The sequence below is a fragment of the Nocardia higoensis NBRC 100133 genome, from assembly GCF_000308595.1.
GTDB lineage: Bacteria > Actinomycetota > Actinomycetes > Mycobacteriales > Mycobacteriaceae > Nocardia > Nocardia higoensis.
In genome coordinates, this window is record NZ_BAGA01000184.1 from 1 (window position 1) to 23280 (window position 23280).

26 protein-coding genes and 2 pseudogenes are annotated in these 23280 nt (G+C 70.2%); 13 read left to right on the top strand and 15 right to left on the bottom strand.

Annotated elements, in window-relative coordinates:
* On the top strand, window positions 1–644 hold a 644-nt coding region (locus ON26_RS30440), incomplete at its 5' end, for a cobalamin-dependent protein (protein ID WP_040801693.1).
* 60 nt (window positions 645–704) lie between these two features.
* Here the strand turns inward: ON26_RS30440 and ON26_RS30445 are convergent.
* On the bottom strand, window positions 705–1349 hold the full coding sequence (locus ON26_RS30445; RefSeq protein WP_245546135.1) for a fasciclin domain-containing protein: 645 nt from the start codon (window positions 1347–1349) through the stop codon (window positions 705–707).
* Here ON26_RS30445 and ON26_RS34830 point away from each other — a divergent pair.
* The 3 genes from ON26_RS34830 to ON26_RS30455 are packed head-to-tail and all read left to right on the top strand — an operon-like array spanning window position 1237 to window position 3774.
* A complete protein-coding gene (locus ON26_RS34830) occupies window positions 1237–1641 on the top strand; it encodes a hypothetical protein (protein ID WP_245546136.1) in 405 nt (134 codons plus the stop codon). The genes ON26_RS30445 and ON26_RS34830 overlap by 113 nt on opposite strands.
* Window positions 1642–1676: 35 nt before the next feature.
* Window positions 1677–2615, top strand: coding sequence for a MerR family transcriptional regulator (locus ON26_RS30450; RefSeq protein ID WP_245546128.1), 939 nt, complete (start codon window positions 1677–1679; stop codon window positions 2613–2615).
* Window positions 2616–2667: 52 nt separating this feature from the next.
* Window positions 2668–3774 (top strand): polyprenyl synthetase family protein, encoded by a 1107-nt coding sequence (locus ON26_RS30455; RefSeq protein ID WP_245546129.1) that lies wholly within the window; start codon window positions 2668–2670, stop codon window positions 3772–3774.
* Window positions 3775–4006: 232 nt separating this feature from the next.
* Here ON26_RS30455 and ON26_RS30460 read toward each other — a convergent pair whose 3' ends face one another.
* Window positions 4007–4468 carry a Rossmann-fold NAD(P)-binding domain-containing protein gene (locus ON26_RS30460; protein ID WP_051027955.1) on the bottom strand — a complete coding sequence of 154 codons (462 nt, stop codon included), beginning with the start codon at window positions 4466–4468 and terminating at the stop codon, window positions 4007–4009.
* 156 nt (window positions 4469–4624) lie between these two features.
* Entirely contained in the window at window positions 4625–5713 is a 1089-nt protein-coding gene (locus ON26_RS30465; protein ID WP_245546130.1) for an alkene reductase, read from the bottom strand.
* Window positions 5714–5757: 44 nt separating this feature from the next.
* Here ON26_RS30465 and ON26_RS30470 point away from each other — a divergent pair, with 44 nt between their 5' ends.
* A complete protein-coding gene (locus ON26_RS30470; protein WP_306307265.1) occupies window positions 5758–6159 on the top strand; it encodes a MerR family transcriptional regulator in 402 nt (133 codons plus the stop codon).
* 5 nt (window positions 6160–6164) lie between these two features.
* Here ON26_RS30470 and ON26_RS30475 read toward each other — a convergent pair whose 3' ends face one another.
* Together ON26_RS30475 and ON26_RS30480 are read right to left on the bottom strand one after the other, a co-directional pair.
* A complete protein-coding gene (locus ON26_RS30475; protein ID WP_040801701.1) occupies window positions 6165–6986 on the bottom strand; it encodes an ABC transporter ATP-binding protein in 822 nt (273 codons plus the stop codon).
* Window positions 6983–7627: a FadR/GntR family transcriptional regulator gene (locus ON26_RS30480; RefSeq protein WP_373280976.1), complete on the bottom strand. Its 645-nt coding sequence runs from the start codon at window positions 7625–7627 to the stop codon at window positions 6983–6985. The genes ON26_RS30475 and ON26_RS30480 overlap by 4 nt, the downstream gene beginning before the upstream one ends.
* 74 nt (window positions 7628–7701) lie before the next feature.
* On the opposite strand from ON26_RS30480, the gene ON26_RS33750 reads away from it, so the two are divergent.
* Both ON26_RS33750 and ON26_RS34835 read left to right on the top strand, forming a co-directional pair.
* Complete coding sequence (locus ON26_RS33750; protein ID WP_157172087.1) at window positions 7702–7872, top strand: hypothetical protein; 171 nt, start codon at window positions 7702–7704, stop codon at window positions 7870–7872.
* Window positions 7836–8380 (top strand): annotated as a pseudogene (locus tag ON26_RS34835) (hypothetical protein); the annotation flags it as partial. The gene ON26_RS33750 and the pseudogene ON26_RS34835, both read left to right, overlap by 37 nt.
* 594 nt (window positions 8381–8974) lie before the next feature.
* On the opposite strand, the pseudogene ON26_RS34840 reads toward ON26_RS34835, so the two are convergent.
* Both ON26_RS34840 and ON26_RS30490 read right to left on the bottom strand, forming a co-directional pair.
* Window positions 8975–9262: pseudogene (locus ON26_RS34840) on the bottom strand (glycosyltransferase family 2 protein); the annotation flags it as partial.
* 126 nt (window positions 9263–9388) lie between these two features.
* The gene (locus tag ON26_RS30490) at window positions 9389–10783 is read right to left on the bottom strand and encodes an aldehyde dehydrogenase family protein (protein WP_040801706.1); all 1395 of its coding nucleotides are present in this window, start codon (window positions 10781–10783) and stop codon (window positions 9389–9391) included.
* Between the two features lie 284 nt (window positions 10784–11067).
* Between ON26_RS30490 and ON26_RS30495 the strand changes: the two genes are divergently transcribed.
* From ON26_RS30495 to ON26_RS30505, 3 genes are all read left to right on the top strand, one after another.
* Window positions 11068–12282 (top strand): glycosyltransferase, encoded by a 1215-nt coding sequence (locus ON26_RS30495; protein WP_040801708.1) that lies wholly within the window; start codon window positions 11068–11070, stop codon window positions 12280–12282.
* A gap of 224 nt (window positions 12283–12506) precedes the next feature.
* A complete protein-coding gene (locus tag ON26_RS34845; protein WP_245546131.1) occupies window positions 12507–12674 on the top strand; it encodes a hypothetical protein in 168 nt (55 codons plus the stop codon).
* 53 nt (window positions 12675–12727) lie between these two features.
* The gene (locus ON26_RS30505) at window positions 12728–13864 is read left to right on the top strand and encodes a 3-ketosteroid-9-alpha-monooxygenase, oxygenase component (RefSeq protein ID WP_040801712.1); all 1137 of its coding nucleotides are present in this window, start codon (window positions 12728–12730) and stop codon (window positions 13862–13864) included.
* Here ON26_RS30505 and ON26_RS30510 read toward each other — a convergent pair.
* Window positions 13847–14476, bottom strand: coding sequence for a TetR/AcrR family transcriptional regulator (locus tag ON26_RS30510; RefSeq protein WP_051027957.1), 630 nt, complete (start codon window positions 14474–14476; stop codon window positions 13847–13849). The two genes, ON26_RS30505 and ON26_RS30510, sit on opposite strands and share 18 nt — an antisense overlap.
* Before the next feature lie 111 nt (window positions 14477–14587).
* Here ON26_RS30510 and ON26_RS30515 point away from each other — a divergent pair, with 111 nt between their 5' ends.
* Window positions 14588–15373 carry an SDR family NAD(P)-dependent oxidoreductase gene (locus tag ON26_RS30515; protein WP_051027959.1) on the top strand — a complete coding sequence of 262 codons (786 nt, stop codon included), beginning with the start codon at window positions 14588–14590 and terminating at the stop codon, window positions 15371–15373.
* Between the two features lie 6 nt (window positions 15374–15379).
* On the opposite strand, the gene ON26_RS30520 is transcribed toward ON26_RS30515, so the two are convergent.
* The 4 genes from ON26_RS30520 to ON26_RS30535 form a co-directional block, all read right to left on the bottom strand.
* Window positions 15380–16129 carry an IclR family transcriptional regulator gene (locus ON26_RS30520; RefSeq protein ID WP_040801842.1) on the bottom strand — a complete coding sequence of 250 codons (750 nt, stop codon included), beginning with the start codon at window positions 16127–16129 and terminating at the stop codon, window positions 15380–15382.
* 136 nt (window positions 16130–16265) lie between these two features.
* On the bottom strand, window positions 16266–16919 hold the full coding sequence (locus ON26_RS30525) for an IclR family transcriptional regulator (protein ID WP_245546132.1): 654 nt from the start codon (window positions 16917–16919) through the stop codon (window positions 16266–16268).
* 212 nt (window positions 16920–17131) lie between these two features.
* Window positions 17132–18058, bottom strand: a complete 927-nt coding sequence (bphC, locus tag ON26_RS30530) for a biphenyl-2,3-diol 1,2-dioxygenase (protein WP_040801714.1) — start codon at window positions 18056–18058, stop codon at window positions 17132–17134.
* A gap of 27 nt (window positions 18059–18085) precedes the next feature.
* The gene (locus tag ON26_RS30535) at window positions 18086–19258 is read right to left on the bottom strand and encodes an acyl-CoA dehydrogenase family protein (RefSeq protein WP_040801716.1); all 1173 of its coding nucleotides are present in this window, start codon (window positions 19256–19258) and stop codon (window positions 18086–18088) included.
* A gap of 193 nt (window positions 19259–19451) precedes the next feature.
* Between ON26_RS30535 and ON26_RS30540 the strand changes: the two genes are divergently transcribed.
* Window positions 19452–19937 (top strand): nuclear transport factor 2 family protein, encoded by a 486-nt coding sequence (locus ON26_RS30540; protein WP_040801719.1) that lies wholly within the window; start codon window positions 19452–19454, stop codon window positions 19935–19937.
* 73 nt (window positions 19938–20010) lie between these two features.
* Here ON26_RS30540 and ON26_RS30545 read toward each other — a convergent pair whose 3' ends face one another.
* Genes ON26_RS30545 through ON26_RS30555 form a run of 3 tightly spaced genes read right to left on the bottom strand, consistent with a single transcriptional unit; the run spans window position 20011 to window position 22211 of the window.
* Entirely contained in the window at window positions 20011–21156 is a 1146-nt protein-coding gene (locus ON26_RS30545; RefSeq protein WP_040801721.1) for an NADH:flavin oxidoreductase, read from the bottom strand.
* Between the two features lie 2 nt (window positions 21157–21158).
* Entirely contained in the window at window positions 21159–21692 is a 534-nt protein-coding gene (locus tag ON26_RS30550) for a nuclear transport factor 2 family protein (RefSeq protein ID WP_051027963.1), read from the bottom strand.
* 15 nt (window positions 21693–21707) lie between these two features.
* Window positions 21708–22211 (bottom strand): flavin reductase family protein, encoded by a 504-nt coding sequence (locus ON26_RS30555; RefSeq protein WP_040801723.1) that lies wholly within the window; start codon window positions 22209–22211, stop codon window positions 21708–21710.
* A 189-nt stretch (window positions 22212–22400) separates the two neighbouring features.
* Here ON26_RS30555 and ON26_RS30560 point away from each other — a divergent pair, with 189 nt between their 5' ends.
* Window positions 22401–23276, top strand: a complete 876-nt coding sequence (locus ON26_RS30560) for an alpha/beta fold hydrolase (protein ID WP_040801724.1) — start codon at window positions 22401–22403, stop codon at window positions 23274–23276.
* The last annotated feature ends 4 nt before the right edge of the window (window positions 23277–23280 follow it).

The window sequence follows — 23280 nt, forward strand, 5'->3', positions numbered from 1 at the left end:
CGGGCGCGGCGGCCGCGGTGGCCGCGCGGACCATGCCGCCGGAACGCGGGGACTGGCAGCCGCTGCTCACCGCCGCGTTCGCGCTCGACTCCCGCGCGGTGTCGGCGCAGCTGACCGCGCACCTGGCGGCCTACGGGGTCCTGGACACCTGGAATCTGTTGTGCCGCCCGGCATTCGCGGAGATCGTCGCGCGCCAGCTCGGTGGTGAGGGCTGCATCGACGTCGAGCATCTGCTGTCCTGGTCGATCGCGGCGGCACTGCACGCGGGCACACCGCCCGCCGTCTCGGGGCAGACGCCCGCCGCGGTGCTCGCCTGCACGAGCGGCGAGACACACGCCCTCGCCTTGGAAGCTCTGCGGGCCGCGCTCGTCGAACGCGGCGTGAACGCGTGGATGCTTGGCGCCGATGTACCGACTGTCGCGATCGCGGACGCGATCGCGCGTATCGACGGCCATCCCGATGTGGTGCTGTGGTCGCAGCAGGAATCCACGGCGCTGACCTCGGCCATCCGGGTCTGCGCGGAGGCGGGCGCCAGGGTGCTGGTCGGCGGCCCTGGCTGGGACGAGGTGATACTGCCGGACGGGGCGAGCGCGGTCCACACCCTCGAGGACGCGGTCGAGCGAATCGCCGGGCCCCTCGCCTGACTTACCCGACGCGGGGTGGGGCCGGAGCGACCGGCCCCACCCGCAGCGATGCGCCGCGAACTACCGCGCGGGCGGCATCAGCACCTGGTCGATGAGATAGACCGTCGCATTGGCGGTCTGGACGCCGCCGCAGACGACAGACGCCTGGTTGACGGAGATGTTGTCGCCGTTCTTGGTCACGGTGACATCGGAACCCTCGACAGTGGTGTGGGTGCCCGCGATGTCGTTCGGAGCGATCCGGCCCGGCACCGCGTGGTACGTCAGGATCGAGGTCAGTGCCGCCGAGTCGGTCTTCAGTCCTTCGACGGTGGCCGGATCGAGCGCCGCGAACGCGCTGTCCACCGGCGCGAAGATCGTGAACTCACCGCCGTCGAGGGTGGCGGCGAGATTCACCTGCGGATTGAGCTGACCGGAGACGGCCGCGGTGAGCGTTTTCAGCACCGGGCTGTCGGCCGCGGCCGCCGTCACCGGTTGCGTGGCCATCGACTCCAGGGAGCCGGGGCCACTCGGCACCTGTTCTGCGTATCCGGCGCAGCCGGGGCCGACCGGCGCGGCGGCCGTCGCGCCCTGCCCCTGCGTCGACTGCGTCGACATGGTCGTCGACGCCGCGCGGCTGCTGGTGGTGCTGCCGCTGTCCGACGTCGATGTGCCGTCGTTGCTACAGGCGGCACCGGCGATCGCGATCGCCGAAAGCGCCGCGATCAGCGCTGCGCGAGATGTACGAGTCCTCATGTCGGGCCTTTCTCGTAGGGCGGGGTCAGGAATCGATCTGCCCGCTGCATCGATTTTGCATCATTTGTCGAGTATTGTGAAGTCCGCAGGAGAAATCCGAGCTGAGCCCGAGTACCCAATCAGCACGATCCATCACAAGGAGAACGCCATGCTTCCCAGCACGACCACCCGCTCGCTCGGATCGCCGGTGAGCGCCGGAGCCGCATCGCCGGCGGCCTTCGCCGGGGATTTCCGGACCCCGCAGGGATGCGTGTCGTCGGACTGAGATCGGAAGACTCCGAGCGGCGAAAGGGGTGAACAGTGGCCCGACCCGGTCTCGACGAGGGCAAGGATGCCGAGGCCGGGCTCACCGTGAGCGCGGTGGCCCGGACGCTGGGCATCCCGGTCGCGACCTTGCGCAGTTGGAACCAGCGCTACGACCTGGGGCCGTCGGATCGGCGACCGGGCAGGCACCGCAGCTACTCACCGCGCGACATCGCGGTGCTCGCCCGGATGGTCGAGCTGGTCAGAACGGGCGTCAGCGCGGCCAACGCGGCGACAGCGGCCAGGGCCGCAGCCGACCCCGTACCCGAACTCGGCGACGTGCGGGCGGTGCTGACCGCGGCCGAGGGTCTGCGCGCCACCGAACTACTCGCCCTGCTCACCGCCCATTTCGCGCACTACGGCGTGGCGGATACGTGGAATCGGCTGTGCCGTCCGGCATTCGCCGATCTGGTGACCCGCCAGCTCCGCGAGGAAGGGCTGATCGACGTGGAGCACGTGCTGTCCTGGGCGATCACCACCGCGCTGCACCGCGCGAAACCGCCCGTGCGTGACTCCCGAGGACGCACCCCCGTCCTACTCGCCTGCACCGCGGGCGAGAACCACGTGCTGCCGCTGGAGATCCTGCGCGCCGCGCTGGCCGAGACCGAGATCCCGGCGCTGCTGCTCGGCGCCTCGGTGCCGGGCTCCGCGCTCGCCGACGCCGTGGGCAAGCAGCCACACCGCCCCATCGTGGTGCTGTGGTCGCAGAGCGAGCGCACGGCGAAGGACGTTTCCGCCCTGACCCCGGCGCCTGCGCTGCTGCTCCTGGCCGGCCCGGGATGGGCCGGGAAAGAGCCCTGCGCGGGAGCCCGCCGGGTGCACACCCTCGAAGACGCCGTCCACCGCATCGACCGCGCCGTGCGCGCCGCCCCCGCGGTCGCCGAGCGTGGCGACCGGCCACCGAGCCGCCGAACACGAAAGACGTCAAATGAGTAAATTCGACTCAGAAACGATGCAATCTGCGACGAAGTGTGTCAGGCTCGGAACTGTGAACGGACCACGAACCGCCCAACTGATCCGAACCGACCAGCCCGGCATCGGCGAACCGGCATGGTTCGACCGGGTCCGGAATTCGCTACGCGAGCACACCACCGAGTTCGTGGCCGCCCGCTGTGCGGAAGAACTCGCGCCACTCGGGTTCGACGAGCCGATCCGCGCGCTGGGCACTGTCGTCGCGGGCGGCAAGGCGCTGCGACCGACGTTCATGTATCTCGGCTGGTTGTGCGGAGCCGCAGAATCCGAGGCGGCATTACGGGCGGCCGCGAGCCTGGAGTTGTTGCACGCTTTCGCGCTGTTGCAGGACGACGTGATGGACGAATCCGACTCCCGCCGGGGCAGGCCCGCCGCACACGTCCGGCTGGCCCGATGGCATGCCGGCCAGCAGCGCTCGGGTTCGCCGTCGCGGTTCGGCGAGTCCGCGGCGGTGCTGCTGGGCGACCTGTGCCTGGTGTGGGCCGAACGAATGCTTCGCGAAAGCGGTGTGGGCGCGGCGGCAGCGGCGCGGGTGTGGCCGCACTACGACGCGATGCGCGCCGAGCTGGCGGTCGGACAACTCGCCGACCTGCTCAACGACGCGGCGCGCCTGCCCACGCTGGAGCAGGTTCTCGACATCGCACGCCGGAAGTCCGGGAACTACACCGTGCGCAGGCCGCTGGAACTGGGCGCGGCGATGGCCGGTTGCGCGGCGCCGGTGCTCGAGGCGCTGGGCGACTACGGCACGCTCATCGGCGAAGCCTTCCAGATCCGCGACGACCTGCTCGGCCTGTTCGGCGATCCCGCGATCACCGGCAAGCCCGCGGGCGCCGACCTGCGCGAGCGCAAGGCCACCACGGTCGTCGTCCTGGCGGAGCATCTCGCTTCGCCCGCCGAGCGCGCCCGGCTGCACCAACTCTGGGCACGTGGCGAATTCGACGACGAGGCGGTGACGGCGGCGCTGGCCGTGATCGTGGACAGCGGCGCACCGCGGCGAGCCGAGCAGATGATCAGCGAACGCCTGCAGCGCGCGGAATCGGTGCTCGACCGCAGCGGTATCGACCCCGTGGTCGCCTCGGCACTGCAGCGGATGGCGCTGGTGAGCACCGACCGCTGCCACTGACCGTCGCATCGGGCCATCGTCGTCCCGAAGCGGCGCGGCTCCAGCGCGTAGTCGATGCGCAGCGACGCCATCTCTACGCGCTGGCGCCCCCCGGCCCCGCAGACGACCGGGGTGCCGGCCGCGAATGGATTTCGCGGGTCGTCCACTCCGGCCGTGCGGTCGACCGAATGCCGGCGGGCGGCGCAGCGGCGCGACGCTCGCCGCGCGGTCGGGCCTCTCGGTGCCGGGGCTCTCAGTGGTGTGCAGGCACCCGATGGTCGCGTCGGTCGACGAGGTCGACGGCGCCGATGCCGGTGGTGAATTCGTGGACGCGCCACCGCCCGCCGGCGTGGGCGTCCAGCGGTGGCGTGTCGCCGCCCGCATCGGTCCGCAGCCCGAGCAGCAGTTCCCGCAGGGCCTCGTCGGCGGTGAAGCGCGGCGTCCAGCCCAGTTCGGCGCGGGCCCGGCCGGTGTCGAGCAGCGGCAGGTGCATGAAGGCGTCGAACAGTTCGGGCGGCGCGGGCACCATGCGGGCGTGCCATGCCGTGGCCAGGGCAGCGCGCACCACGCGGTACGGCAGGCGCACCGTGCGTGCGCCGAACAGCTCGCCCAGCGCGGCGGCGTCGATGACCGGTTCGGCCGCGAGGTTGACCGGGCCACGCGCATCCGAGACGATCGCGGTGGCGAAGGCGCGGCCGATATCGGCCGAGTGCACGGCTTGGAAACGCAGTCCGTCCGGCAGCGGCAGAATCGGCCCGAGCCCGGTCGCACGAGCCGGTTCGGCACCAGCGGCCCCATGAACAGGCGGCGCTGCTCGCCCGCGGTTCGCTTCCGTCTGCGTCGATACCGAGCGGCGCCGACCGGCGCGGGTTCATGCGCGTTCGACCGCCTCCGCCGGATGCCGGTAGCGCGGATAGGTGAGGTACCCCTCGTCGCCGCCCTGGTAGTAGGTGGCCTCGTCGGCGACGGCCAGCGGAAGTCCGTCGCGAAGCCGCTCGACCAGGTCCGGATTGGCGAGATAGGCCCGGCCGAAGCTGATGAGGTCGGCGCCGAGCCCGAGCCAGTGACGGGCTTCGGCCGGTCCGGCGATCGCCGGGCCCATCGGCACGACCGGATTCATGATGAGCGTGCCCGGCCAGCGCCGGCGCAGTCCGAGCAGCACGTCTTCGGGAGCAGTGGCCTCGAGGTGCACGTATGCCGGTTCCAGGCGAGCGAGTTCGGCGAGCAGTGCCCCGTAGAGGGCGGGGGTCTCGCTCTCCTGGACGCCCCAGAACGTGCCGCCCGGCGAGAGGCGGATGCCGGTCCTGGCGGCGCCCACGGCATCGACGGTCGCGCTCACGGCCTCGACCGCGAAGCGGATGCGGTTGGCGACCGAGCCGCCGTAACGGTCGGTGCGCAGATTGGCGTTCGAGGAGAGGAACTGGGAGATCAGGTAGCCGTTCGCCCCGTGCAGCTCCACGCCGTCGAATCCGGCGTCGATCGCCCGGAGTGCCGCTCGCGCATAGGATTCGGCGTGTTCGGCCACTTCGTCTGTGGTCAATGCCCGCGGGATCGGTGCGGGCCGTGGGCCGTTCGGGGTGAAGACCTCCCCGGCGGCGGGCACGGCCGACGGGCCGACCGGCTCCAGACCGGTCGTGTCGGGGTGGGAGACGCGGCCACTGTGCATGAGCTGAGCGAAGATCCGGCCGCCCGCGGTGTGCACGGCCTCGGTCACCGGACGCCACGAGGCGACCTGTTCGTCGGTGTGCAGACCCGGCGTTCCTGGGCTGGATTGCGCCACTCGGTCGGGCTGCACGCCCTCGGTCACGATCAGGCCCGCACTCGCGCGTTGCGCGTAATAGGTGGCCATCGACGGAGTGGCCCGACCGTCGGCGGTGGCCCTGACCCGAGTCATCGGGGCCATCACCACGCGGTTGGGCAGGGTCAGTTCACCGAGCCGGTAGCTGTCGAAGAGCGTCATGACAGCTACGCTAAAACCTGACATCAATGTGAGAGGCAAGTGCTATGCCGCGGATCACATCGGAGGCGGATATGCGGATCGGCGAACTCGCCGCCCGGACCGGCGTCAGCGTCCGGTCGCTGCGCTACTACGAAGAACAAGGGCTGCTCAGCAGCATTCGCAGCCCCAGCGGCCAGCGGCACTACACCGACGACGTGCTCGAACGCGTCGCCTTCATCCAGCGCCTCTACGCCGCGGGCCTGTCCAGCCGCACCATCGCCGAACTGCTCCCCTGCGTCGACTCACCGAGCGCCGAGAACACCGAGACCTCGCTCGCTCGCATGATCCACGAACGTGACCGCCTCTGCGAGCACATCGCCGAACTCCAGCGCACCCGCGAATCCCTGGACGGGCTCATCGCGGCGGCCCGCGCGCACCGGCAGCAACAGACGACAGCGAACAGCTGATCGATTCAGACCGGGACACGCGCCGCTTCGTGCGCCGGTGCGCCGCGCCGGGCGCGGGCGTGCCAGCGACCGCGGGTTCGGGTGACCTCGATGGGGTGCGCGAAGGCGCGCGTGATCGTGTCGGTGGTGACGGCTTCCTCGACCGCGCCGGTGGCGACGGCTCGTCCGTCCGCGAGGACGAGTGCGTGGCCGGTGGTCTCCGGCAGGTCCTCGAGGTGGTGGGTCACCAGGATCGAGGCGAGTTCCGGTGCGGTGCGGGGCAGGGCGTCGATGGTCTCCAGGAGTTGTTCGCGGGCGGCGACGTCGAGACCGGTGGTCGGTTCGTCGAGCAGCAGGAGCCGAGGTTCGGCGATCAGCGCGCGGGCGATCAGCGCGCGGCCGCGTTCACCTTGGGAGAGAGTCGGCCACAAGGCGTCCCGGCGCGCGGTGAGGCCGACTTCGGCGATCAGCGCGGTGGCCTTCTCGCGCTGCTCGACGGTCGGCTGCCAGCGCATCGGGGTCTCGATCGTGCCGGTGATGCCGGTCAGCACCACGGCCGGCACCGACAGCGGTGACCGCAGCGGGTGACGCGGATCGACGTGCCCGATGTCGCGTCGCAGCTCCTGCACGTCGACCCGGCCGAGGCGACGACCGAGCACGTCGACCGTGCCGGAGGTCGGGTGGGTTCGGGCGCCGCAGAAGCCGAGGATGGTGGACTTGCCCGCACCGTTGGGGCCGAGCAGCGCCCAGTGCTCACCCGCCCGGACCGTGAGATCCACGCCGTGCAAGATCTGGACGCCCTCGCGACGGAAGGTCACCTGGTGCAATTCGAGGACGGTGGCGCTCATGCGAGTCCTTCCTTCAGCGAGGCCAGGTGGGTGCGGCAGCGACGCGCGGCCGCGTCCTCGTCGCGCCCGGCGACCGCGTCGAAGAGCTCGACGTGTGCCTCGTGATCCGCATCGCTTCCGAATTCCTTTCGGATGCGCAGCATTTCGATCATCGCCTGGCGCACCCGTGGGGTGAATCCGTCGAACAGTTCCACGAGGATCGGGTTGTGCGCGGCGACGACGATGCTGCGGTGGAAGGCGGTGTCGGCGTCGACGTGCTCCTCGATGGTCGAGCGGTGTTCCGCCCGGCCGGCCAGGGCTCGGCGGATCGCGCGCAGGTCGGCGGGGGTGCGACGCCGGGCCGCGAGCGCGGCGGCCTCCGTCTCGATGGCGATGCGCGCCTCGATGACCGCGACGATATCGGCGCGGCGCAACACGGTGTCCCAGTCCTCGCGAGCGTCGAGCGCGGTGACGAACACGCCCGCGCCCTGCCGGGTGGCGAGCACACCCCGGCCCGCCAGCTGCCGGATCGCCTCGCGGACCGTGGAACGGCCGACGCCGAGCTGCGCGGCCAGCGTGGTCTCCCCCGGCAACCGCTCACCCAGACTCCATTCGCCGGACTTGATCCGCTCCAGCAGGAGATCGGCGGCCTGATCCGCCATGGAAGACCTTCGCACCTGCGCCATCGCACCACCATTTCTCTACTTGTCTGCGGAGTTATGGCAGATTCTAGCGCGTGTTCGGACATCGCTTCTTCCTCCTCCTTCGCTGCCACGGCGGGGTCTGGTCGGACCGGCTCCCGTCGTGGAGCTTGGTCGATCTGCGCGACGGCGATCAGGCGCTCGCCGAACCGATGGCCCCGGACCGCAAACGCCGCTTCTTCGAGCGACATCCGAGCGGCCGGTGATCCTGAATCTGCCCGCAACCGTGGAGGTCGCCACCCCGAACGTGTACGCCGACCAGATCGAGTACATGCACAAGAACATCGCCCGCCGCATCGAGGTGCACCCCCGGCATCCCTACGCGGGCGACCTCGTGCACACCGCTTTCAGCGGCACCCACCAGGACGCCGTCAAGAAGGGCTTCGCCGAGCACCGGGCCCGCGCCGCGGCCGAGCGCAGGCCCGAGCACGAACTGGAATGGCGGGTCCCCTATCTGCCGATCGACCCCGCCGACATCGGCCGCACCTACGACGCGGTGATCCGGGTGAACTCACAGTCCGGCAAGGGCGGCATCGCCTGCCGGCCCGCGACTACGGCATCGAGATGTCCCGTCGTCAGCAGATCGAATTCGCCCGGCACGTGCAGGCGCACACCGACACGACCGGGCGGGAAGTCACCTCGGCCGAACTGTTCGAGATCTTCCGGCGGGTGTATCCGCTCCCGGCGACCGTTACGGCGGCTCAGCCGACGTAACGGCGCGCGGGCGAGCGGCGCCGGGAATCCTCCAGCAGCACGAGTCCCGCCTCCACCTGCGCGGGCACGACGCTGCGCGCGCAGCACCCAGGGCGACCCGGCGACTGCCTCCAGCACGGCGGCGATCGCGGTCCGGTCGGTCGGCGCCGATCGCAGGACGACGGCGATCCGCCGGGCGGCGCTGCGGGCCGGGCGGCGCAACCACAACGTCCACAGGGTGTTTCGGATGCCGAGTCCGCGGCGACGGGTCGAGTCGCGGGCACGGGACGGCTCGTGGTGGATGATCATGTCCTCCAACCAGCACATCCACCAGCCGTTCATCGCGAGGTCCAAGGCGAGCAGGTCCTCTTCGCCGCCGAACCACAGGCGCGAGGAGAAGCCGCCGACCTCGCGGAACGCGCTGACCCGGAAGGCGGACAGGCCGGCCGTCACGCCGAGCAGCGCGGGGCCGGGCAGCCAGTCGGGCCCGGGGACCGGGGAATCCCGCAACTCCGGGGTGATCGGGTCCTCGACGAGATCCGGTGCCACCAGACAGCGTCCGGTCACCGACGCCAGGCCGGGATACCGGTCGAGCACGTCGGCGGCGCGGGTCAGCGCGCCGGGCTGCCACCGGGTGTCGTCGTCGCAGAAGGCGACATACGGCGTGCTCACCCGATCGACCGCGATGTTCCTGGCGACGGCGCCCCGATTGTCCAGGGAGCGGATGAGTTCGACGGACGGGAACGCCGCACGCACCGCGTCGGCCGCGCCGTCGGTCGAGCCGTTGTCGACGACGATGATCGGGGCGGCGTCCGGGAGCCCCGTCATGTGCGCGAGGGTCTCCAGCAGGTGCTCGCGCCGGTCACGGGTGATGATGACGACGGTCATCCGGTCCGTGCGCATCGGCGTCACTTCCTTTCTCCGGCGAGTTCGAGCGTCCTGGCACGGTGTTCCACCTCGGGCGGCAACTGCCTGAGTTGCGCCAGCGCCCACGGCAGGCGGGCGGTGGACACCCGGTGACCAGCACTCTCATGCCGGGGGTGCTGGTCGTAGGTGCACGACCTTCATCTGGGTCATCTCGTCCAGCAGTTCGGGGCCGTACCCGAAGCCGGATCCGCTGGCCCCGCGCGGCTGGGCGGCGCCGCCGGGCGCCCCGCCGAACACCGCGTTGATCTTCACCGTGCCGACCGGCAGTTCCCGCCACGCCCGCTGGGCATTGGCCATCGAGGGGGTCAGCACGCTCGCCGCGAGCCCGTACTCGTCGTTCGCCGCCTCGGCGAGGCCCTGCTCGAAGGTGCTCACCACCCGGACCGGCGCGACCGGGCCGAAGGTCTCCTCGCGCATGATCCGCATACCCGGATCGCAGTGCGCGAGCACGGTGGCGGGATAGTGCGCGCCCGGCCCTTCCGGCAGCACGGCGCCGGTCAACGGCTCGGCCCCGCGTTCGACGGCGTCGCGCACCTGGGCGTGCACCAGATCGCGGTGGCGGCGGTCCACCAGCGGCGCGGTGTGCCGTGCCCCGGCTTCGGCGGCCAGCGCGGTCAGGAACGGCTCGGCGATGTCGCGGTGCACGAAGATCCGTTCGACGGATACGCAGAGCTGACCGGAGTTGGCGAACGCGCCGAGCGCCGCCTGCCCGGCGGCCCACACCGGATCCACCCCGGCGTCGACGACGAGGGCGTCGTTGCCGCCGTTCTCCAGCAGCGCCTTCGCCCCCGTCGTGGCCACATTGCGGGCGATGGACCGGCCCGCGGCGGTGCTGCCGACATGCGCGACCACGGCCACGTCGGGGTGGCCGGCGAGTTGCGCGCCGACCCGTCCGTCGCCCTGGGCGATCTGCAGGACGTCCTCCGGCAGTCCCCGGCCGAGCAGTTCGGCCAGCAGCGCGCCGGTGTGGGGCGCGCGCTCGCTCGGCTTGTAGACGACGGTGTTGCCGGTGACCAGCGCCGCGCCGATCAGGCCGCAGGACACCGCGACCGGATCGTTCCACGGAGTGAGGACGACAACCACGCCGCGCGGCTCCCACACCATCAGGTCGGTCGCCTCGAAGTCGCCGTGCAGGGTCCGGCCCCGGTGCAGCGGCCCCAGTTCGGCGTATTGCTCCAGGGTCGCGGCGCCCGCCCGCACCCCTTCGACGCCCTCGGCGCGCGGACGCCCGGTCTCGCGCTCGTCGAGTTCGGCGAGTTCGTCCGCGTGCTCGCGCAGCAGTGCGGCGGCGGCACGCACAACGGCGGCGCGTCGGGCTGCCGGGGTGCGCGCCCACATCGTCCCGGCCCGATCGGCCGCCGCCACCTGTCGGTCGATCTCCGCGCGACGGGTCATCGGCACCGTGCCGACGGTGGCACCCGTTGCGGGATCGAGAATGACGATCGTGTCGGTGGCCGTGCGGTCCCCGGTCACCGTGACAGCGTTCGGTGCGCTCATGCCCCGGGTGTTGCCTGGCGCGACGGAACCAAACAGCGCGCCGTCGCGGGCACAGTACGACCTCGATTGTTTGAGTCCGGGGCGAAGGGCAAGAGCTAGGGCATGGCCGCGACGGGCGAACGGCTCACGACACTGCTCTGGCATGTGCACGGCTCCTGGACCACCTCGTTCGTCCGGGGTGCACTACGGCCTCGAAGCTTCTGCGCCGATGGGATGCCGTACTCGCCGGGCTGACCGGCCGATGACGCCGACCGGTCAGCCCGACCCCGGATGGAGGCCCGAGTATGAAGATCGCGATGGTGTCCGAACACGCGAGCCCGCTCGCCCTGCTGGGCGGTGTCGACGCGGGTGGTCAGAACGTCCATGTCGCCGAGTTGTCCGGCGCGTTGAGCAAGCAGGGGCACGACGTCACCGTCTACACCCGGCGCGAGGACCCGGACGCGCCGGAGTGCGTGCCGGCCGATCGGGGCTACCGCGTGGTCCATGTCCCGGCCGGTCCCGCCCGCACCCTACCGAAAGACGAATTGCTTCCGCATATGGGCGAATTCGGCGACTTCCTGCGTGCGCGGTGGCGCACCGAGCGCCCGGACGTGGTGCACGCGCACTTCTGGATGTCGGGGCTGGCCGCTCTCGCGGCCGCACGGCCCGCCGACATCCCGGTGGTCCAGACCTTCCACGCGCTCGGGGTGGTCAAGCGCCGCTACCAGGGGCCCGACGACACCAGCCCGCCCGAGCGGATCGAGCTGGAACAGCGGATCGCGCAGCAGGCCGCTCGCATCATCGCCACTTGCACCGACGAGGTGTTCGAACTCGCCAGGATGGGGGTGCCGCGGTCGAGTACGTGCGTGATCCCGGGTGGCGTGCATCTCGGGCAGTTCGGCATCGACGGACCCGTCGAGGAGAAGACGGCGCGGTACCGGATGATCAGTGTGGGAAGGTTGGTGCCGCGCAAGGGATTCGACACGGCGATCTGCGCGCTCACCGGCCTGCCCGACACCGAGCTGGTGGTGGTCGGCGGCGCGGACGCGGGCGAGCCCGCCGACGATCCGGAGGGCAGACGGCTGCTGGCGTTGGCCGACAAACTCGGCGTGCGCGACCGGCTGCACATGCTGGGGCAGGTACCGAGGAGCCGGGTGCCCGCCCTGCTGCGCTCGGCGGACGTGGCGGTCTGCGCGCCGTGGTACGAGCCGTTCGGCATGACGCCGCTGGAGGCGATGGCGTGCGGGGTGCCGGTGGTCGCCAGCGCGGTCGGCGGGTTGATCGATACCGTGGTCGACGGGGTGACCGGCCGGCTGGTGACCCCGCGCGATCCCGCGAAACTCGCCGAGGCGGTGCAGGATCTGCTCGCCGAGCCCGCGACCGCGCGCAGATACGGGCGTGCCGGGCACGCCCGAGTCGAGTCGCGCTACTCCTGGGATCGGATCGCCGCCGAGGTGCTGCGTGAGTATCACCGCGTCGGCGCCACCGCCGTGGGCACCTCGCGAGAGCAGGCGCAGTAACGGCGTCCCCACGGCTCCGGCCCCGACGCGCTGTTCCGCTGGACTGAATTCCTGTGGCCGCCGCCACATCCCGGTTCCTAGCCTCGTCCTCATCCGAGGAAGGGATCCGGACATTGCAGCCGCTCGCCTGTCACACCTGTGACGCACGCGTATCCGTCGCGAAGTACAGCCCCGCGCACACCAGCATCCAATGGAACGCCGAGGCATCGCGGACCTGCCGGGAGATGAACGCCGCCACGGCCGTCGGCTGCGGCGGCTATCTGCTGCGCTGCGAGGCGCTCGATCGCACGGTCGACGAGGCGGTGGCGCGCGGCGAGATCGCCATGACCACCAGGACCGAGCCCGCCGTGGCGCCCCTCGGCGCGACCGAACTCGTCGTTCCGCTCCGGTGACCACCAGTCCACGTTCAGCCCCTTCGAGTACCTACGCATCATTGGAGAAGCCCATGACCGTCGAGCAGGAGCGGATCGAGATCCGCAACATCGATACCGGAACCAACCCGACGCGTTTCGCGCGCGGGTGGCACTGCATCGGGCTGGCGAAGAACTTCCGTGACGGCAAGCCGCACCAGGTCCGGGTCTTCGGCACCGAGGTGGTCGTCTTCGCCGACTCCACCGGCACGCTGCACGTGCTCGATGCCTACTGCAGGCACATGGGCGGCAATCTCGCTCGCGGCGAGATCAAGGGCGACGCCATCTCCTGCCCGTTCCACGACTGGCGGTGGAACGGGCAGGGCCGGTGCGAGTCGGTCCCCTACGCGCGGCGCACGCCGAAGCTCGCGCGCACCCGGACCTGGACCACGATGGAACGCAACGGCGTGCTGCTGGTGTGGAATTGTCCCCAGGGTTCGCAGCCGCCCGCCGAGCTGGCGATCCCGGAGATCGAGGGCTACGAGGACGGGCTGTGGAGCGACTGGACCTGGACGACGATCCACGTCGAGGGCTCGCACTGCCGGGAGATCGTCGACAACGTCGTCGACATGGCGCACTTCTTCTACGTGCACTACCAGATGCCCGAGTACTTCAAGAACGTCTTCGACGGCCACATCGCCGGACAGCACATGCGCTCCTACGGCCGTGACGACATCAAGACCGGCGTACAGATGGATCTCCCCGAAGCGCAGACCATTTCGGACGCCTTCTACTACGGCCCCTCCTTCATGCTCGACACCATCTACACCGTCGCCGACGGCACCACCGTCGAGTCCAAGCTCATCAACTGCCACTACCCGGTGACCTCGAACTCCTTCGTCCTCCAGTTCGGCACGATCGTCAAGAAGATCGACGGGATGACCGACGAGCAGACCGCGGAGATGGCGACGCTGTTCACCGACGGGCTCGAAGAGCAGTTCAAGCAGGACATCGAGATCTGGAAGCACAAGACCCGCATCGAGAACCCGCTGCTCACCGAGGAGGACGGGCCGGTCTACCAGCTTCGCCGCTGGTACAGCCAGTTCTATGTCGATCTCGAGGACGTCACCCCGGAGATGACCCAGCGCTTCGAGTTCGAGGTCGACACCAGCCGCGCGCTGGAGTCCTGGCACAAGGAAGTCGCGGAGAACCTCTCAGCTTCCGGCGAGTGAGTTCGCTTCCCGCCCTGCCCCGCTCGGGGCAGGGCGGGGCCGCATGCCGTCGACGAACACCGAGATCACGGTGCGGGCGAGGTCGGCCAGGGTCTGCTCCGGGGACGGCCGGAACCAGCGCGAGGCATGCCAGACCGCGTCGTAGATCAGTTCCCGGAACACCTCCGGATCGATGTCGCCGCGCAGCTCGCCCGCCGCGACGCCGTCGCGGATGGCATCACGCCAGGCGACCTCCATCATGTCCGCGGTCGCGGCCATGTCGGCCTCCACCACCCGTTCGCGCATGTACTCGCCCTCGCGGCGCCAGATCGAGGTGGCGCCGTGATAGTCCTCGCTGGTCGCCAACGCGATCTCGGCGAGCGCCTCCATCCGCCGCACCGGCGGCAGATTCCGCGCCAGCACCTGGCCGCAACGCGCCGACAGGTCCTCGATGTATTCGCGGATGAGCTCGGTGACGATCGCTTCCTTGGACGGGAAGTAGTGGTAGAGCGCGCCGGAATACACCCCGACCGCGTCGGCGATCTCACGGATGGTCGTCGCGGAAACTCCCTTGCGAGCGAAGATCTCGGCCGAACGGTCGAGGATCAGTCTTCTGCGTTCCTGCGGGTCCACGGTCTTCCCCTCGTCGGATTCGGGCGCGGCGTGCCTGTGCGGGCCGATTCTGCCACACCCATTGATCAAACGCTCAATGCGCCGTCCGACCTTCCCATCCCAGGAGTATGCATGTCCGCGTCCCTTCCCCACCATCCGGCTTTCACCTCGCTGGCCGGCCACAAGGCCGTGGTCACCGGCGCGGGCCAGGGCATCGGGCGGGGCATCGCGCTGGCCTTGGCCGCGGCGGGCGCCCGGGTCGCCCTGGTCGGACGCACGGCCGCCACGATCGACGCCGTGGCGCGCGAGATCATCGCCCGCGGCGCGGCCGCCACGACATTCGTCTGCGATCTGACCGACGGCGACGCGATCGACGCGCTGGCGCCCGCGATCGCCGACGAACTCGGCGCAATAACCCTGCTGGTGAACAATGCCCAGACCCCCGCACCGGGGACACTGCTCGAGATCGACGAGCAGACCTATCACGCGGGCATGGCGTCGGGCCCCACAGCGACCTGGCGGATGATGCGGGCCTGCCATCGGCACCTGAAGGGCGGCGGGGCGATCGTCAATCTGGGTTCCGCGGCGGGCATCCGCTGGAATCCGTCCGGCACCGGCGCCTACGCGGCCGCCAAAGAGGCGGTGCGCGTGCTGACCCGCACCGCGGCCTGCGAGTGGGCCGCCGACGGCATCCGGGTGAACGCGATCCTGCCGCTCGCCGACTCGCTGACGATGCAGCAGTGGGCCCGACACGAACCGGAGGCCGCCGCGGAGTACCTGCGGACGGTGCCCCTGGGAAGGCTGGGCGATCCCGAGACCGATATCGGCCCGGCCGTGGTCTTCCTGTGCAGCGATGCCGCCCGCTACATCACCGGCCATACGCTGGCCGTCGACGGCGGGCAGGCGCTGGTGCGCTGAGCCGGGTCAGCCCGCTCGCCGGCCGCCGCCGCGCTCGCCGAGGCTGCGCCAGATCACATGCGCCGCGGCCCGGACCGACCCGGCCAGCGCCACGTGGTCCACCCTGTCGACGGGACCGGTCACCGACAGCGCCCCGGCGCAGGTGCGGCCGTTGCCGATCGTGGTGGCCACGCAGGCGATGCCCGCGAGGGACTCCTGTTCGTAGGCCACGCGCTGCTGGCGGATGCGGGCGATCTCGTGGCGCGCGAGCGGCGGGACTCCCGCACGCGATGTCGAGCCCGTGGTCGTCCCCGCGGCCGCCGGGTCGGTCCACGAATGTGCGATGAGAGCCTTGCCCAGCGCCGTCCGCAGCGCCGGCTGACGCCCTCCGATACGGGAAGGCAGCGCAACCGGGCCGTAGCCGACCTTGTCGAGGTAACGCACGTCGTCGCCGTCGAGAACGGCGAGGTGGACGATCAACCCGCTGGTCGCGTGCAGTTCGTGCAGCACCGGATGCGCGGCTCGCTGCAGGCTGTCGTGCTGCTGCGCCAGCGCGCCCCACTCGAACATCGTGCGGCTCAGGGCGTAAGCCTGACCGCGCCTGCCGACCCAGCCCAGCTCCACGAGCCGGGACAGCAGCCGGTGCACGGAGGACCGCGGCAGTCCGGTACGGCACGCCAGCTGGGACAGCGTCAACTCCTCGCCGTCACGGAACTCGTCGAGCAGACCCGCGACGCGGTGAATGACGGCCGGGGAGAAATCGTCACCGTTCTTCACGGAAACCTCCATCGGTGAGCAGGCCGGGCTGTGGCCTGGAAACGCCGGAACATTTATCAATCAAGAGCTCGATCAACAGCGCAGCGAGACAGCACAGGATTGCGACCCATCGATCAGCGAATTCGCGACTTGCGTCTCAAGCCAGGAGTTGAGCGACCACCCGGTCCACGACGAGTGCTAGGTCACGCACCGCGCTGCCCAGGGGCTGTGCCGCCGGGCCGCTCACCGACAGCGCGGCGATCTCGCCGCATCCGGCATCGAACGCGATGGTGACGCAGCGCACCGGCTGACCGGAACCGCCCGGCACCACACTCTCCCGGAGAATGCGCCCGCGCCCGGCGCGCACGGCCAGCAGGGCGGCCCCCTCGGTGGCCGTACGCGCCGGACGGCGCTGCCCGCTGCGGGTGCGCAGCGCCGCAGCGGCCCAGCGTCCGCCGACCTTCTCGAGTACGAGCACATCGTCACCGTCGAGGACGGTCAGATGAACAGCCATGCCGGTGCGTTTGTGCAAGCGGTACATGGCCGGGGCGGCGGCTCGGTGGATCCGGTCGCGATCGCGAGCTCCGGAGCCGAGCTCCACCATTTTCGGGCCGAGGTGATAGCTGGTGCCGTCGCGGCGCAACCAGCCGACCTCGACGAGTTGCGACAGCATGCGATGGGTCGACGAGCGGGGAAAACCCGCGCGATCGGCCAGCTCGGTGAGGGTCAGGCCGTCGCGTTCGCGGAAGGGCTCCAGCAGCAACAGAACCCGCCCCATGACGGTGTGAGGTCGGTCGGCGACAGCGGTCACGTGCACTCCAGAAACAACGAAATGTCGTATTGATTGATCAAGCAATCAATGAACTGAGTTCTACTGTAGCCGGGGTTTCGCTGTGAAGGAAGTCACTGGCTCGCCAGGGCCGCACGCCCGAGACCGCCGTCACACACACCCCGTGACACACAAAGAGCACCGCGACTGCCGTCGCGGTGCTCTCTCGGCGCCCTGTGCGTGCCGTGCGGGATTCAGCCCGCCTGCGGGATGAACGCCTTCAACGGCTCGGAGCCGGACTGATCGTGGCCCCAGTACGCGTCCGCGGTGATCTCCTCGGAGGTGTAGTAGCGCTCGTCCACCAGCATGCCCTCGGTGCCGAACTCGAGATCCCAGCCACCGGGGGCACGGACATAGAACGAGATCATCTTGTCGTTGGTGTGCCTGCCCAGCGTGGAGGAGATCGAGAACTTCTGCCGGTTCACCCGGTCCAGCGCCTGGCCGACCGCGTCGAGGGTGTCGACCTCGGTCATCAGGTGCACCAGGCCGGGCTCCTCCGTCGGCGGGGCCGGGCAGAGCGCGAGGCTGTGGTGGCGCTGATTGATGCCGAGGAAACGCACCCGGCTCACCCCCTCCTCGTCCAGCCGGATCGAACCGCGGGGCAGGAATCCCAGCACCCGGGTGTAGAAGTCATACGATTCGGCGAACTTCGCCGAGGGCAGCACCACATGGCCGAGGCCGTGCGCGCCGGTCACCCACCGCCCGGCGAACGGAGTCACCAGCGGACTGTGGTCGAGCACCGGACCGAAGAACACCTCCAGGCGGGTCCCGGCCGGATCGTCGAACGCGATGGCCTGCTCCACGTCCAGGTAGGCGCATTCCTCGCGCGAGAGCACCGCGACGGCGCGTCCGGACTTCTCCACCGCCTCGCGCACCCGAGCCAGCGCGAACTCGTCGCGCACTTCCCAGCCGACGGCCAGCGCCTTGTCGGAATCTCCGGGCAGCACCGCGATGCGGGCGCGGCGTTCGTCGACGCGGGCGTAGAGCGCGTCCGGGTCCGGGCCGGAGCCCACCGCCATGCCGAGACCGTCGATGAGCAGCTCGCGCCAGCGCGCGACATCCTGGCTCTGGACGCGGAGATATCCGAGACCGCGCAGTTCTGTTCTGGGGAGTTCTGTCATTTTCTCGTCCTCGAAAGTGATGGGGCGTCAGATCATCGCGCGGTACGGACCCTGCGGGTCACCGCCGAGCTGGGCGAGGGCGGCGGCGTGATAGGTCGTGCCGGGCACGTGGATGGCGTGGGTCAGGCCGACATGCGCGTCACGCCAGAACCGCTGCATCGGCGTCTTCAGGTGCACCGCCGCGCCGCCCGCCCGGGCGAAGACCTCGTCCATCGCCCGCACCGCGCGCCAGGCGGACGAGATCTGGGTGCGCCTGCCGATCGCGCGTTCCTCGAACCCGACTTCCTCGCCGCGCTCGGTCTTGTCCCAGAACCGGTCGACCGTCTCGAGCAACGCCAGGCGCGCGGCATTGATCTCCGAGGCCGCCTCGCTGATGGCGAACAAGACGTAGGGATCCTCTTTGATGGGCACGCCGGTGACCTGGACGCGCTCTTTCTGAGCCGCGATGTAGCAGGCCAGCGCACCCTCGGTCATCCCGATCAGCGACGAGGTGATGCCCAGCGGGAAGATGCACGAGAACGGGAAGCGGTAGAGCGTCTCGTCGCGACCCGCGTGCCGCCAGCCGTTGCCGCTGAGCACGATGTCGGCGTCGATCGTGCGGTGCTGCGGCAGGAACGCGTCCTTCACGATCAGATCCTTGGAACCGGTCGCGCGCAGCCCGATCACATTCCAGCTGTCGTGGTCGATCTCGTAGTCCGAACGCGGCAGCACCACGTGCAGCACCTGGCCGGTGCGGGTGCCGTCCTTGTCGCAGACGGCGGCGCCGATCATCACCCAGCCGCAGTGGTCGGTGCCGGAGGAGAACGACCAGCGCCCGTTGAGGATGTAGCCGCCCTCCACGGGGACCGCGACTCCCATCGGGGCGTACGGCGAGGCCATCCACATGTCGTTGTCCTCGCCCCAGATCTCCTCCTGCGCCCGGGGATCGAAGAAGGCCAGCTCCCACGGATGGACGCCCACGATGCCGGCGACCCAGCCCGCCGCGCCGTCGATCGCGGCGAGCGCCATGATGGTTTCGGCGGCCTCGCGGGGATGGCCTTCGAATCCGCCGTACTCCTTCGGCTGGAACGTCCGGACGATGCCCGAATCACGCAGGTGCTTCGCCGTCGCGTCGGGCAGCCGCATCAGCGACTCGCCTTCGGCGGCTCCGGCGCGGATCTCCTCCGCGTGCTGCATGATGCTGTCCAATACGTGACCCATGGTGACTCTCCCTGGAATTCGGCCCCTCGTCGGACCGAGAACTTCGTGTAGCCAGACACTTCCAGCGCAGAAGTGATCGCACATCCCGTTTACCGTTGAGCGGAACGCGCGAGGCCCGGATCGGCCGCGGCCGGTAGAACAGGACGCGGCCCCGCCCGAGCGGGCGCGGCGGAAACCTCCGGAAGGGATCGCTATGACCGACACCGCAGACCAGCTGGCCGCCTTGCTCGACCGGGTGCGGGCGCTCGAGGACAAGGCCGCCGTCCACGATGTGCTCACCGCCTACGGCCCCGCGGTCGATGCCGGTGACGCCGAGACGGTCGGCCGGCTGTGGGCCGAGAACGCGGTGTACGACATCGACATCCGGGTCATGGAGGGCCGCGAGGCGATCACCGAGATGGTCCGCACCGCACCGCATCAGGACTACATCCACGAAGGCTGCGGGCACCTGCTCGATCCCGTCCACATCCGGGTCGACGGCGACACTGCGGTGGCGACCTGCCATTCGTTGCTGTTGCGCCGCAATGCCGATGAGGATTCGTTCCGGGTGTGGCGGGTCACCGCCAACCGATTCGAACTCGCCCGTGTGGACGGCGCCTGGCTCATCACACGGCGCACGGCCCGGCTGCTGGACGGCAGCGCGGCCGGGCGTGAATTGCTGGCCCGCGCGGGCAGCTGATCCGTTCCGGCCGCGGGCCCGCGGAGGCGCCGGCGCGGGAGCGGTGCGCAACGCTCCGGCGCCGGGCGTCGGATCAGCGCAGGCTGCCTTCGTGGACAGCCCGATCGAACGGCGTCAGCGGCCCACCGGTGCGCAGCGTCGTCGCCAGATCGGGGTCGGCCAGGTGCATGCGCCCGATCGCGATCAGGTCGAACTCGCCCGATCCGATGCGACGCTGCACCTCGCCCACATTGTCGACGACCTGCGCGCTGCCCTCGCTCCTGCTCTCGCGCAACGGTTTTCCGAGACCGACGCTGCCCACGGCCATCGCGTGCCTGCCGGTGAGCTTCTTGGCCCAGCCCGCCAGCGACAGGTCACTGCCCTCGAACGCCGGTAGGTCGAAGCGGCGGCTACTCGCGTCGAAGACGTCGACTCCGGCATCGGCCAGCGCCCCGAGGACGACCCGCAGTTCGTCCGGGGTCTCGGCGATGCGGGCGGTGTAGTCCTGCTGCTTGTGCTGGGAGAACCGGAAGAACAGGGGCAGATCGGCGCCGACGGCGGCCCGGACGGCGCGCACCACCTCCGCGGGAAAGCGGCTGCGGGCCCGCGCGTCTCCGCCCCAACGGTCCTCGCGGGTATTGGTGTCGTGCCACAGGAAGGCGTCGAGCAGATAGCCGTGCCCGCCGTGCAGCGCGATGCCGTCGAAACCCAGTTCGGCCGCACTCACCGCGGCCCGCACATAGGCCGCCAGCACGTCGTCGAGATCGGTGGCGGTCATCGGTGGGGTGGGTCGCGCGGCGCGATCGATGTACTCGGCGGAGTAGGAGGTGGTGCCCGCTGTGCCCCACCGCCCGGACGGCCGCATCGGCGTGATCGCCGGGTCGGTCTCGCCCATCGCGCCCCAGAGCGGCCCGACATGCCACAGCTGCGGAATGATCCGGCCGCCCGCCGCGTGTACCTCCTCGACCACGTGCCGCCATCCGCGCAGCGCGTCCGCGCCGTACATGCGCGGCACCCGCGGGTTGTCCACCGCGGCGGGATGCTCGACGGCGACGCCCTCGGTGATGATCAGGCCGGTGCCGCCCTCGGCGCGACGCCGGTAATACCGGGCGACATCGGGCCCGGGCACTCCACCCGGCGAGGCCGAGCGCGTCATCGCGGACATGACGATCCGGTTCGGCAGTTCCAGGGAACGGATGGCCAGCGGCTCGAAGAGCGCCGGGTGATGATCGGTCGTCATGGTCACAGCGCTTTCGAGAAACGGAAGAAGTCCGCGGGGGCGTCGACCCGCAGCCGGGTGAGTTTGCGGTAGCTGATCAGCCATCGGCCCGCCACCTTGCGGTACTCCTCGTGATAGTGGCCGTACCCGTGCAGGTGCACGTCCTCGTCGCCGTCACGCCACCACAGCATGTCCTCCATCGCCCAGACGCCGCGGGCGGTGGTGGCCGAGGTCAGCTCGATCTCCGGGGTGTGCCCGTGATGCACGGTGGTCACCGGCACCGGGCCGTCGAGGAGCGTGCGGATCGTGTCGGCCAGTACCTCGTTGCCGACCACCCGGTTGGCTGTGCCGCCGCTGCGGGGCTGTTTGTCGTCGGGTAGCCCGCCCCAGGTCTCGCTGATCACGTCCTCGGTGTGCAGCGAGGCGTACCTGTGCCACTGCTTGGTGTCCATGTACCGCAGGCGGGCGGCGAACACGCGCTTGATCTCCTCCACGGCCAGTGCGGCATCGGCGGCGGAAACGCCGGGCGGCAGGGAATTCGTCGTGTGATCCGGCATGCGGGGAAAACCTTTCTAGGCGCTGAGCAGATTCGCGGGCGTGCCGATGCCGAACTTGCCCCGGAAGAAGATCATCGGAGGCTTCTCAGCGACGGTCTCGAGTTCGAGTACACGGCCGATCACCACGTCGTGATCGCCGGCCGTGTACACCTCGTGCACCTCGGCGTGCAGCCGCGCGAGCACGGCGGGTAGCGACGGAGTCGACCACTTCGACATCTCGCAGTCGAGTTCGTCGAACTTGCGACCGTCGCGCGAACCGAAGCGCGTGCACAGGTCGGTCTGGTCCTCGTTGAGCACATTGACGGTGAACCGCCCGGACAGGCGGATCCGCGGCCAGGAGCGTCCCCGGTGATCGGCGCAGAAGAGGATGAGCGGCGGGTCAAGGGAGACCGAGGCGAAGGACTGACATGCGAACCCGATCGGGCCCTGCTCGTCCATCCCGGTCACCACGGTCACTCCGCTGGCGAATTGGCCCAGTGCCCTGCGCATCTCGGCCGGTGAGACCGATTCCATGGTCATCCGACCCACCTCCGATTCGTTGTGTGGTCGAGGCTGGCGACTGCGTCGACGGCTGCGAGCGTATGGCCGCCCGATGGCGGTTCCCACTCTGCTCTCGCTCAGTGGAACCCCCGGGCCGAACGAATTCGCTGTCTCGCTCAACGGAAGCCCGGCTGTGGCGCGCGCCGCAGCCTGGCACGCTCTGCGCTCATGAGCACCGAGGTGAGCTACGCGGGCAGCCGCAGAGAACTCGAGACGAGTACGGGCGTCCTGCGCTATCACGAGGCGGGCGACGGGCCGCCGCTGTTGCTGCTGCACGGCTCCGGGCCGGGCGTCACCGGATGGCGCAACTACCGCGGGGTGCTGGGCGAACTCGCCGAGCACTTCCGGTGCCTGGTGCTGGAATTTCCCGGCTTCGGCGTGAGCGATCCGGCCGACGGCCACCCGATGGTGACGGCGGAATCGGCCGTCGGCGGCTTCCTCGACGGACTCGGTCTCGGCGCCGTCGACATGATCGGCAATTCGATGGGCGGGATCGTCGCGACGAAGGTCGCGATCGCCGAGCCGGAGCGGGTGCGCACGCTGGTCACCATCGGCGGCGTGGGCAAGACCATCTTCTCCTCGGGCCCCAGCGAGGGCATCAAGCTGCTGATGGAATTCACCGACGATCCAACGCGCGAAGGTCTGATCCGCTGGCTGCTGTCGATGGTCCACGATCCCGCGCTGGTCACCCCGGAACTGATCGACGAGCGCTGGGAACTCGCCACCGAGCCCGCCACCCTCGAGATCGCGCGCCGGATGTACAGCAGCAAAGCCTTCGCCACCACGATCGCGGCGAACGCGCTCGCCGACGCGGTGCCCTACTGGGCGCAACTACACAAGGTGCAGGCCCCGACCCTGCTGACCTGGGGACGCGACGACCGGGTCAGCCCGGTGGACATGGCCGTGCTGCCGATGCGCGACATCCCGCGCGCCGAACTCCACGTGTTCCCGAACTGCGGGCACTGGGCCATGATCGAGGCCCGCGAGGCATGGCTGTCGGCCGTGCTGGCATTCCTGACCCGCAACCGTGCCGACGCCCGCTGACCCG